The organism is Spirosoma sp. (genome assembly GCF_048594605.1).
Taxonomy (GTDB): domain Bacteria; phylum Bacteroidota; class Bacteroidia; order Cytophagales; family Spirosomataceae; genus Spirosoma.
Map to the genome: position 1 here is coordinate 1 of NZ_JBMDWV010000258.1, position 11765 is coordinate 11765.

General features: G+C 48.2%; 7 protein-coding genes. 1 reads left to right on the forward strand and 6 read right to left on the reverse strand.

Annotated elements, in window-relative coordinates; translation table 11 throughout:
* The 5 genes from ACOJS8_RS15925 to ACOJS8_RS15945 all read right to left on the reverse strand — a co-directional run.
* A partial coding sequence (locus ACOJS8_RS15925) for a heme-binding protein (protein ID WP_420149539.1) occupies positions 1-139 on the reverse strand: 139 nt, incomplete at its 3' end.
* Between the two features lie 204 nt (positions 140-343).
* Positions 344-2746 carry an ABC transporter permease gene (locus ACOJS8_RS15930; RefSeq protein WP_420149533.1) on the reverse strand — a complete coding sequence of 801 codons (2403 nt, stop codon included), beginning with the start codon at positions 2744-2746 and terminating at the stop codon, positions 344-346.
* 81 nt (positions 2747-2827) lie between these two features.
* Positions 2828-5260 carry an ABC transporter permease gene (locus ACOJS8_RS15935; RefSeq protein ID WP_420149534.1) on the reverse strand — a complete coding sequence of 811 codons (2433 nt, stop codon included), beginning with the start codon at positions 5258-5260 and terminating at the stop codon, positions 2828-2830.
* A 76-nt stretch (positions 5261-5336) separates the two neighbouring features.
* The gene (locus tag ACOJS8_RS15940; protein WP_420149535.1) at positions 5337-7775 is read right to left on the reverse strand and encodes an ABC transporter permease; all 2439 of its coding nucleotides are present in this window, start codon (positions 7773-7775) and stop codon (positions 5337-5339) included.
* Between the two features lie 65 nt (positions 7776-7840).
* Positions 7841-10258, reverse strand: coding sequence for an ABC transporter permease (locus ACOJS8_RS15945; RefSeq protein WP_420149536.1), 2418 nt, complete (start codon positions 10256-10258; stop codon positions 7841-7843).
* 194 nt (positions 10259-10452) lie between these two features.
* Between ACOJS8_RS15945 and ACOJS8_RS15950 the strand changes: the two genes are divergently transcribed.
* Positions 10453-10737 (forward strand): hypothetical protein, encoded by a 285-nt coding sequence (locus ACOJS8_RS15950; protein WP_420149537.1) that lies wholly within the window; start codon positions 10453-10455, stop codon positions 10735-10737.
* Between the two features lie 67 nt (positions 10738-10804).
* On the opposite strand, the gene ACOJS8_RS15955 is transcribed toward ACOJS8_RS15950, so the two are convergent.
* Positions 10805-11765 (reverse strand): ABC transporter permease (locus ACOJS8_RS15955; protein ID WP_420149538.1); only part of this gene is annotated, 961 nt, incomplete at its 5' end.

The window sequence follows — 11765 nt, forward strand, 5'->3', positions numbered from 1 at the left end:
ACGCCCCATCCATATGGACAAAGGCAATCAGATTCGCACCCGCATCGACTACGGCAAGATTCATTAAGGTGTTGATTTCGCTGGCCTTTTCTTTGGCTGCTTTAATAGCCGTTTCTGCCTGTTCTAAGGTAATACCCATAACGTAAGTGATTGAATTTGTGAGGTTCCTGAACTAAAATTCACGCTTGAGTTCAAGCGTGAATTTATCGATTGTTTAGGATATACTACCAGGAAATATCTGTATTGTTCAATTTTTCCTGATCGGTAATAAGTCGACTCGTCAGAAATGGGCTTTATGCGTAGATGACAGCGATTGGCTTCTTATTTTTTCTGTTCATCCGACTTATTCGCTACGTAATGATTTCACCGGATTTACCAGCGCTGCCCTGATCGACTGAAAACTGACGGTTAATAACGTTACCGCTACGGTCAGAATACCCGCGATTGCGAAAACCCACCAGGCAATGTCGATCCGGTATACGAAATCAGTGAGCCAGCGATTCATGACGTACCATCCAATTGGTGAGGCTACCACTATAGCGATGACAACTAACTTCAGGAAATCCTTCGACAGCAGGCTAACGATGCTAAACACGGATGCGCCCAGCACTTTGCGCACGCCAATCTCCTTGGTCCGTTGCGCTGTTGCGTAGGCTGATAATCCGAACAGTCCGAGGCAAGCCAGGAAGATGGATAGAAACGCAAAAACGCTGAAAATCCGTCCGGTACGTGCTTCGACAGCATAAAGTTTGTTAAACTCTTCGTCCATGAACTCATACGAGAAAGGCCGCTCTGGAATCAGTGTTCGCCATTTTTTTTCCAGAAACTGAAGTGTATTCGCCAATTGGCTACCGGATAGTTTAACCAGCAGAATTTCGCCACCATTTTGTGGAAAGAGTACCAGCGGGCTAATCGCCTGTTTCATGGAGGTAAAATGAAAATCGGATACGACTCCTTTAACTTCCCCTAATCGACCGTTTACATCCAACCTCTGACCAATTGCTTGCTGAGGGGTCCAGCCTAGTGCCTTTACGGCAGATTCATTAAGGATAAATCGACTACGGGTGAGGCTATCATTGTCCGTCCGCGAAATACGATCCATATCGGCGGTATTGATGTTACTGCCGGCAATCAACTGCAAACCCAAGGCAGGTACATAATCTTCATCAACACTCACACCTGCCACCATTTGCCGTTGCCCAACGGGCATGTTTGGATGCCGCATACCATAGCCACCTTCCACAAATACGGGCGATTCAGAGGCCAGAGAAACGTGCTGTACGTCAGTGTTTTGACGGAATTCGCTTTTAATCGCGGCTATTTTTTCATTAACCTGTTTGTCGACGGGTAGCATCAGCACATGATCTTTGCCATACCCTAATTTCTTCTGCTGGATAAATGCCAGTTGATTACGGACCAGCAACGTACTGATAATGAGAAAGGCCGTAATCGCAAACTGAAACACGATCAGCGCTTTTCGAAATTGCCCGGCCCCTGTTGTTTTCAAATGGCCTTTCAGCACCTGTACCGGCTGAAACCGGGCAAGTATCAACGCCGGGTAGCTTCCTGCTACTAAACTAACCACTAACCCGACGCCAAGTAGCAGGAGCAGGTTACCCGGCTGCAACCACACATCCGCCGAAAATTGTCGGTCTGATAACGTATTGAACAGGGGCAGCGTCAGCGTAGCAAGCACTAAAGCCAGCACCAGAGCAGTTGACGTAACGATAACTGATTCGCCGATGAACTGACCAAACAACTGAGCGCGCTGAGCGCCCATTACCTTCCGCACCCCTACTTCCTGCGCCCGCTCGACAGCACGCGACGTAGCGAGGTTCACGTAGTTAACACAGGCAATCAGCAGAATCAGCAGCGCAATAGAACCGAAAATATAGATGTAGGTCAGATCGCCGTTCGGTTCAAAACTCCCGTCGACATCCGAATGCAGGTGCACACTACGTAGCGGTTCCAGATTGTAAGTCAGATAACCACCGGCCTGCATGTCTTCTTTGCCGAACTGCGTTTTCATGAAGCCTGGAATCTTTGCCTGCAACGAAGAAATATTATCAGGCTTACGTAACAGCAGATACGTAGCATAATTCGATGAAAACCATTCTTCAGATTTCGAAGCCTGGAGCGTCGTAAACGAGGTAAGCAGATCGTATTTAATCTGAGAATTAGCGGGGCAATCGGTAACGACGCCCGTTATGGCGTAATCGCGGAAGCTGCCGCCCGTATTGATACGTAGTGCTTTACCGATCGGGTTTTCGGTTCCGAAATACTTCTTCGCCGTTGATTCCGATAACACCACCCGATTCGGGCCGGCCAGCGCCGTTTGTGGATTGCCTTTACGTAGCGAAAAGGAAAACAACGTAAAGAAAGCCGAGTCGGCAAACACAATTCGCTTTTCGCTGAACTGCTGATCGCCGTGAACCACAACACCGTCTCGATTGATCATCCGAACGCCCGATTCAATTTCCGGAAACTGCCGTCCAAATTCAGGCGCAACTTTCGTACCGGTTTGCGGTATTTTAGCTACCCGGCCATCCATACTGTATTCCATCGTCACCCGTACGAGCCGATCCGCTTTCAGTTGAAAGTTATCATAACTCAATTCATGCGTGATATAAACAAACAGCAGCAGGCATGACGTTAGTCCGACCGCCAGACCAATGATGTTGATTCCAGAGAAAATCTTGTTTCTCCACAAATTCCGAACCGCAATTTTGAGATAGTTTTTGAGCATAGGGTTTGAGGTTTAGGGCAGAGGATTTGGGAGGGAAGGCTGGTTTTTTATTCCCCGTTGCCCCAAACCCTCCGCCCTATGCTACTCACTACGTAGTGATTTGATCGGATTCATCAGAGCCGCTTTCACGCTTTGGAAACTTACCGTTAGCAACGCAATTACCAGTACCAGAGCGAAAGGTATCACGAATAACCACCATTGGATGGTTGACCGAAACGCATAGCTCTGGAGCCACTGGTTAACAGCGTACCAGGCTAAGGGTGTCGACACAACAAAAGCAACCAGAATCAATACAGCAAATTCCCGATAGAGCATCGTAACAATCTCTGAGACCGAAGAGCCCAGCACTTTCCGAATGCCAATCTCTTTGGTACGTTGGGCCGTCGTAAACGAAGCTAACCCAAACAGACCCAGGCAGGCCACCAGAATAGCCAATCCCGTAAACAGCCCAAACACCTGCCCGAAGCGTTGATCGGCGCGGTACTGTTCGTTGAACCGTTCATCCAGAAACGAATATTCAAACGGATTGCCAGGAAAAAAATGATTCCACTCGGTGCGGATGTCTGAAACCGTGTTATTCAACTGATTGGAAGCCAGCTTGATGGAGAAAAACCCCCGCACGTCGGGAATCAGGCGAAGAATGAGCGGTTCGTAGGCATCGCGCAGGGATTGTTGGTGGAAATTATCCGTAACGCCCACCAGCGTATATGTTTCGCCCCAGAACTCAATCTGTTTACCAATGGCCTGAGCGGGCTGGTCGAAACCGAGTTGCTTAGCCGCCATTTTATTGAAAATAAGCGCTTTCGGATCGCTGCCAAACTCCTTCGCAAAATTACGTCCGGCCAGTAGTTTCAGGTCGAACGTTTTCATAAAGTCGTAATCAACGCCAATAATACGATACTGTTTACTGGTGCTTTCGTCGGTACCTTTTAGCCGAATACCGCCTGCGTTCCAGTCCGATGCCTGCCCCGGTACCACCGTTGAAGCTGCAATAGACCGAATGCTTGGCTTACGTAACAGCTCCTCCTTAAAGGCCAGCATCTGCCGCATAAACGTTGAATCGGTTCTGATGATTGGTGGATTGATGACCAGCGTCTGGTCGATATTGAGGCCCAGACTTTGCGACCGCATAAACTGGATCTGATGAAACACCGCCAACGTACCGACCAACAGAAACAACGATGCCGCAAACTGAAACACCACCAGCGATTTACGTAGCATAATGCCTTGCCGGGATGTGCCGACTTTACCTTTCAGAACGGATACCGGCTGGAAGCCGGACAGAACAAAGGCTGGATAAACACCGGATAGAAACGTACCAGCTACAAAAAGCACAACCAGCGGCACCCAGAACCTTGAACTGGCTAACAGTGAGAAGGTTAATTCCTGGCCCGACAACTGATTGAACATCGGAATAGACACAATAACAATGAGCAGGGCAAGCCCAACGGCAAGCCCGTTCAGCAAAAACGATTCCGTCATGAATTGCCGGATCAGTTGCCCACGTAGTGAACCCACCGCTTTCCGAACCCCGACTTCTTTAGCCCGATTGATGGCTCGTGCTGTGGACAGATTGATGTAATTAACCCAGGCGATCACAACGATAAAAAAAGCAATCCCCAGCAATAAATAAACCGTTTTGCCATCGCCATTCGGCTCGGCTTCTTCCATGAAATGGGAGTACAGATGAATGCTACGTAGCGGTTGAAGCGTATACACTGCATCGGCGTCGTACTTTTTCAGTTCCGCGCCGATGGTTTTTTGAATGTATGGGATAAACTTGGCTTCAAGCGCTTTCGGATTGGCCGGTTCGCCGTTGCGATCAAGACGTAGTAACAAGTACGACATTGCACCATCCCACATCCAGGCATTATCCGGGTTATTATCTTTACCCACTTCGTTGATAAACGTCAGATGCGGAATCAGTAAATCAGCGTGCAGGTGCGAATTGGCGGGCATATCCTGATAAACACCCGTTACTTTGACCGCCTTCTGCTGATTCAGTTTAATCGTTTTTCCCATCGGATTTTCATTGCCGAACAATCGCTTCGCCACTGATTCGGAGAGAGAAATTGTGTTGGGCTCGCTCAATACGCTATTGATGTCGCCGGAGAGTAGTGGGTAGGAAAAAATCTTGAAAAATGATTCACTGGCAATAAATACTCGCTCAACTTTCAGGCTTTTTTCGCCATAGTCAGCAATGAGTGCACGACGTTTCAGGACTTTAACATAATCCTCGACCTCACCAAAATTGGCTTTAAACGAATTTCCGGCGGCTTGCGCACCACCCGCCCACTGTGTGCTGAGTTTACCCTTGTCGTACCGATCCTGAAGAACGCGATAAATACGATCGCCTTTGGTATGAAAATTATCATAACTCAGTTCAAACGTAACGTATTGCAGAATGAGCAGACAGGCGGCAACGCCAATGGCCAGACCCAGAATGTTGATAGCCGAAAAGGCTTTGTTGCGGAGCAGATTCCGCCAGGCAATTTTAAAATAGTTTTGTAGCATATAGTATAGGGGTTGGGGCGTAGGGCATTGGGGTTTGGATAGGTGTTACCCCATGCCCAGACCCCAATGCCCTATGCTATTCACTACGTAAAGACGTAACGGGATTCATTAATGCTGCTTTTACGGACTGAAAACTTACGGTCAATAAGGCAATTCCAACCGCCAGAAATCCGGCGAGCGCAAACATCCACCACGCTAAATCGATTTTGTAGGCAAAGCCATCCAACCATCTGCTCATTACGTACCACGCAACCGGTGTAGCAATGACAATGGCGATGAGTACTAGTTTCAGAAAATCTCTGGAGAGTAAAATAACCAGCCCCGGAATAGAAGCTCCCAGCACTTTCCGTACACCGATTTCTTTGGTCCGTAGTCGGATTACATACATGGCCAGGCCCAGAAGCCCCATGCAGGCGATAAAAATAGCCAGCATCGCAAACACGCCGAATATCCGCTGGGCCACCTGCTCCGATTGATACAAAGCCGTCCAGTCACTATCCAGGTATGAATAATGAATGGGCTGGTCAGGCAGATAACGTTTCCAGATCAATTCTATCTGGCTCAGGACAGCACCTGGATTGACGGCCCGAATCCGGACAACCAGTTGATTGTCAACTCTACGAAATAGTCGATCGTTGAGGATAAACAAAGGGCCAATACGCTGGTGCAGCGAGCCAAAATGAAAGTTACGGACAACACCCACCACTGTATACGTAACCGGCGCGCCACCCTGTTGAGTCAGATTATCAGGACTCGTGATTTGTTTGCCGATGGGGTTTGTAAATCCTATTTGCCGGGCAGCCTCTTCATTCAGGATAACGGAGAGCGAGTCATCGAACTGGCGACTGAACGGGCGTCCCGCCAGCATGTCCATCTGCATCGTCTGAAAATATTGATCGTCAACCACGCAGCCTCTGCCTGTAACCGTTTCGTTCTCGCCGTTTCTACGGAAGGTTATGCCAAAATAACCTTCGTCGCCGGGTGTGCTGCTGGTACCACCTACACTCGTAACGCCCGCCAGTTTTGCGACTTCCTGCTTGAAGGCTTCCGTGTTTCTATCCAGAAAAAAGGTACTGGTTAATTTAATGACCGACTCTTTTGTAAAACCCAGTTCTTTCTGCTGAATAAAATTCAACTGGCTAAACACTACTACCGTACTAACGATTAACAGAACCGATATGGCGAACTGAAACACAACCAGGCCATTACGTAGCAAATGCCCCTGGCGGGTCGAGGAAAATCGGCCCTTAAGAACTTTAATCGGCTCAAAGGCCGACAACACCCCTGCGGGGTAACTTCCTGCCAGTAAGCCCACAGCAATTGCCCCGCCTAACAAGAGTGGCAGTGTTTGCCAATCGACCAGCGAGGATAGGGTAAGCGATTTATTGGCTAACGTATTAAACGGCGCTAACAGAACCGCGACCAGAAAGACAGCCACGATCAAGCTGAAAAGACTCAGCAAAACAGATTCCGTTAAAAATTGAGCGGCTAACTGATTGGTTGTTGAGCCAAGTGATTTCCGGATGCCAACCTCGCGTGCACGCTCCGACGACCGGGCGGTGGCTAAATTCATGAAGTTGATGCAGGCGATCAGCAGCACAAACCCGGCAATGATCGAAAAGATAGTGACTAAGGTTTGGCTGCCGTTGGGTTGATGTTCGGCTTCGAGATGGGAATCGAGATGAATGCTACGTAGTGGCTGCAGGAAATAGAAATAGCCGTTCCCTGCCTTTACATAGTCGCGGTAGGGCATGCCGAAGTTACGTTCCACCTCACCGGCTGCGTATTTTTCCACAACGGCCGGTAGTTTGGCCTGAATAGCATCGGGCCTGGCATCAGAACGTAGCAGCAGGTACGTATGGGCCGCAAAACTGATGTGGTTGGGTTGGTCATCCTGCGCAAATCCCCGTGTCGACGCCAGAAAATTGAACGTAAAGTGAGCATTTCGGACGGGATCGGCGCATATACCCGTAACTTCCAGTTTTGGCCCCTGAACAATTTCCAGCACTTTCCCAATTGGATTGGTCTTGCCAAATAACCGCCGGGCTGTCGTTTCTGTCAGTACAACCGTATTCGGCCGGTTTAGTGCTTTATCTGACTGACCACGTAGCAAAGGCACCTGAAATACCTGAAAAAAAGTGGAATCCACCGCCATGAATCCCCGTTCCTCAAGGGTTCGGCCATCCAGTTTCAGTAAGGTTGGCGCGTTATTGCCGAAATTAAAAACACGGGTTGTCTGTTGTATTTCGGGTATTTCTTTCTTAATCGACTGCGCGTAGGAGGGTGGAATGATGGCGTATTTACTGACCCGATCCGGGTATTTTCGTTCCAGCGCCATGCGGTAAATACGCTCGCCGTTAGCCCAGTGCTGATCGTAGCTTAGCTCATCCGTCACGTACAGAACAATCAGCAGGCAACAAGCCATGCCTATGGCTAACCCCACAATATTAATGGCTGTATTGGCCTTGTGCTTAGCCAGATTGCGGAGGGCGATTTTGAGGTAGTTACGTAGCATAGGGCGTGGGGTTTGGGGCAGAGGACATGGGGTAGGGGTGGATGAGTTTTACCCTGTACCCGCTGTTATTCGGAACGTAGTGACTTTACCGGATTCATCAGAGCCGCTTTCACGCTTTGGAAACTCACTGTTAATAAGGCAATAGCAACCGATACCGAGCCTGCCGCAGCGAACACCCACCATTCGATATCGATCTTATACGCAAAATCCGCCAGCCACTTGTCCATAACATACCAGGCAACGGGTGAGGCAATGATAATGGCTGCCATAACGAGCTTCAGGAAATCTTTGGAAAGCAGGCCAACAATACTAACCACCGATGCGCCTAGAACTTTGCGAACGCCAATCTCTTTAGTACGTTGCTGAATGGTCAGCAGTGCAATGGCAAACAGACCCATGCAGGATAGCACAATGGCAATGCCTGCCGCTGTAGAAAAAATAGTAGCCAGTCGTTGTTCCCGTTTATACCAGCGTTCAGTGTTTTCGTCCAGAAACGAGCCAATAAATTCCTGCTTAGGCGCTACGGTTTTCCAGGCGGTTTTGATAATGTCCATGGCGCCTGTCAGGTTTTGCGGACTTACCCGCACCAGAATATACCGGATTGGGTCGTTTGTCTGCATTTGCAGGGTAATAGGCTTCGCTTCCTGATGCAGCGAATACAGATTGAAATCCGCTACAACCCCAACTATCTGAAACTGTTTTTGGTCGGGTTTAATAAACTTTCCCACCGGATTGGCTTCGCCTAACTGCTTCGCCATACTTTGCGTAATCAGGATTGATGTACTCGAGTCCGTACTGAAGCTTGAACTAAAGTCGCGGCCTTGTAAAAGCCTGATACCCATAGTTTTCAGGTAATGGGTGTCGATACGTAGCCAGTCGCAGGTAACGTCACGCTTGCCATAGGTAAACCCATACATCATCCGGTTCGAAGTGCCATCCAGTCCGGCACCGATATTGACGCCCGAGCCCGATATCGCTACGATGGTTGGCTGATTGCTGAGTCGGTTACGTAACACCCTCAGAGCCTCTACTCCGTTGAGTTCATTCCCAACCGGAATACTAACTACCTGTTCCTTATCCAGCCCCATCGGTTTTTGCTGGAGATACGTAATTTGCTGGCGCACAATGACCGTACATACAATCAGCAGGCAGGCAATGGTAAACTGTGTAATAATAAGTGAGTTACGTAGCAAACCGGGACGGCTCAGCTTGAGTGTTCCTTTCAACACTTCTACTGCATTGAACCGCGTTACGTACCAGGATGGATAACCACCCGCAATTAACGTAATGAGTAGAAAGCCCAGGCTGGTTACGGCCAAAACGGTGGGTTGCAAAAAGTCAGTTATTGTTAGCTGACTCTGAAACATTCGATTGAACGTAGGTAAGGCACTGTACGCCAGGCCCAGCCCAATAATGAAGGCGATAAAGCATAACAACAGCGTTTCACCCCAAATCTGACCAAACAACTGAGCGCGCTGAGCACCCAGCGATTTTCGAACGCCCACTTCCCGCGCCCTTGAGAGCGATTGTGCGATGGTCAGATTGATGAAATTAATACAGGCAATTGCCAGAACAAACAGACCTACCAGCAGTAACGTAAAAACGTAGGTTCGGCTTATGCCAAGACCATGCGTGGTTTCCGTGTCGAAATGAACATTTAGCAGGGGCTGGAACATCAGACTACGTTGAAAGCCCTGTTCATTTTTCGGAAATCCCTGTTCCTGCCGCTGTTTTATATCGGTGGCAAAATACTTGTTCATCAGCGCCTGCGACCGTCGTTGAAGTGTTTGCGGATCAGTACCGGGTTTCAGTTTTACGTAAACGTCATGATTGGAGTGATCCCAGCGTCCTTTGTTTTCAGCATAATCGCCTGCGTTTTCACTGCGGATTAGCGCATCAAAATCCAGAGAAGAGTTTTTAGGGACATCACTGGCAACGGCTGTTACGTTGAAGGTTTGCCAGTTATCATCAACTCGCAATTGTAATGACTGACCTATCGGGTCCTGCGCTCCAAAAATATCTTTCGCCATGCTCTCACTGATGACAATGTCGCTCAGGCTGTTCATGGCCGTTTTGGGATTGCCTTTACGTAGCGGAAACGTAAATAGTTGGAGAAAATCGGCGTCGGCTACCCTGACATTTTTGTTGTACGTCTGGTTGTTTCGTCGAATACCTGCTGTACGATTGAACCAACGGGTTGCACCTTCTATTTCCGGGAACTCAGCCTTAAGCGCCGGTGCAATCGGATAAGGCATTGAAGAGCTTCTGTCGGGTGAGCCATCACGATTGGAAGAAAGAAAATATAATCGGAAGATGCGATCCGAATTGGTATGAAATTTGTCGTACGATAATTCGAACGTAGCTGTCAGAAAGATCAATACGCACGTACCAAACGCCACCGAGAGGCCAACGATGTTAATCAACGTATGCGTACGGTTTTTCCAGAGGGTGCGGAAGGCAATTTTGAGGTAGTTACGTAGCATGAACGTTTAGGGTATGTTTGTTAAAAACAACATAGTATGTACTTCCCATCTCTAACTCCTTCATCTCTTGTTCACGAAGATCAGAGCGTGGAAGAACCGACTGATCATCAGCTTGTTATCGCTAAGCTGACTACCGGACTGGGTTACTCTTTTATCGTGAAAAAAGTATACATCTTGAACCATTGCCGGAAACAATGCTCGATGATGCTAAAGCGAGTCTTATTCCTGACTTATCACTGATTGACAACGACCTAGACCAAACACCAATTATTATTGAAGTCTGTAAGACCAAAGGTCAAAAGGATGATATTCAGAAAGTTATTCAGCTAATCGATAATGATCTGTACGGCATCCGCGAAGGTTTCATTTACAATTACAAAACCCATCAATGGCGTCGCTACGGTTTTGGCGATGGTGGTCTGACAACCGAATCTTCTTTCTCTAATATTCTCAATCTCGACCTGAATCAGTTTTTGTAGCAAGGGGCATGGGGCCAAGGGTAAAGTGTCGCTAGTCTTCTTCTTACCCTTGGCCCCATGCCCCTTGCTATTCACTACGTAGCGATTTTACGGGGTTTACCGTTGCGGCCCTGATGCTCTGATAACTTACTGTCAGGAAAGCAATCAGAATGGATAAGACACCGGCCAGACCGAAAATCCACCACGTCAATTTAGTTTGGTAAGCGAACGTACCCAGCCATTTATCCAAAGCCCACCAGGCCAGGGGAGAGGCTATCAGTAACGCTATAAAGACAAGTTTGAGAAAATCCGTCGAAAGCAGCCCAACAATGCTTGTTACGCTGGCACCCAGTACTTTGCGAACGCCAATTTCTTTCGTCCGCTGCTCCGCAGTGAACATAGCCAGCCCAAATAAACCCAGACACGAGATCAGAATGGCGAGTATGCCGAAATAATTGACAAGCGTATGGACTTGCTGTTCAGACCGATAAAGATTCTCGTATTCTTCATCCAGAAAATGGTAGTTGAATGGGTAGTTCGGATTGAATTCCTTAGAAAGTTGCTCCAGATCAGCGATGGCTTGCTGCGTTTGACCCGCGCGGGTTTTTACCAGTAAATAGCTTGTGTTCCGGTAGTCGAAACAAAGAATTAATGGCGTAATCGCCTGATGAAGTGATTGTAGATGGAAATCTTTCATTAAGCCGATAATTCGGCCTTTACCTGGCCAGAACGAAACTTCCTTACCTACCGGGTTCTTCATACCCGGCGTGGACTCGCTCATCAGTTTAGCGGTTGCTTCGTTGATGAGATAGTTTGTTGAATCGGCAGGACTATCGGCCCGAAAATCACGTCCATCCAGAATTTTGATGTTCATGGTACGTGTAAAATCGCTACCGACAAACATACAGGAGACACTTGTTTGTAGTTTGGGATCTTTGCCTGCCCAGTTTAAATCAGCAGAGTTGGCTTGAATGTTCACAGGTAGCAGCATGCTGGTTGTCGCTGAAGCAATAGACGGCTTGCGCATTACCTCCTGGCGGAACGCTTCT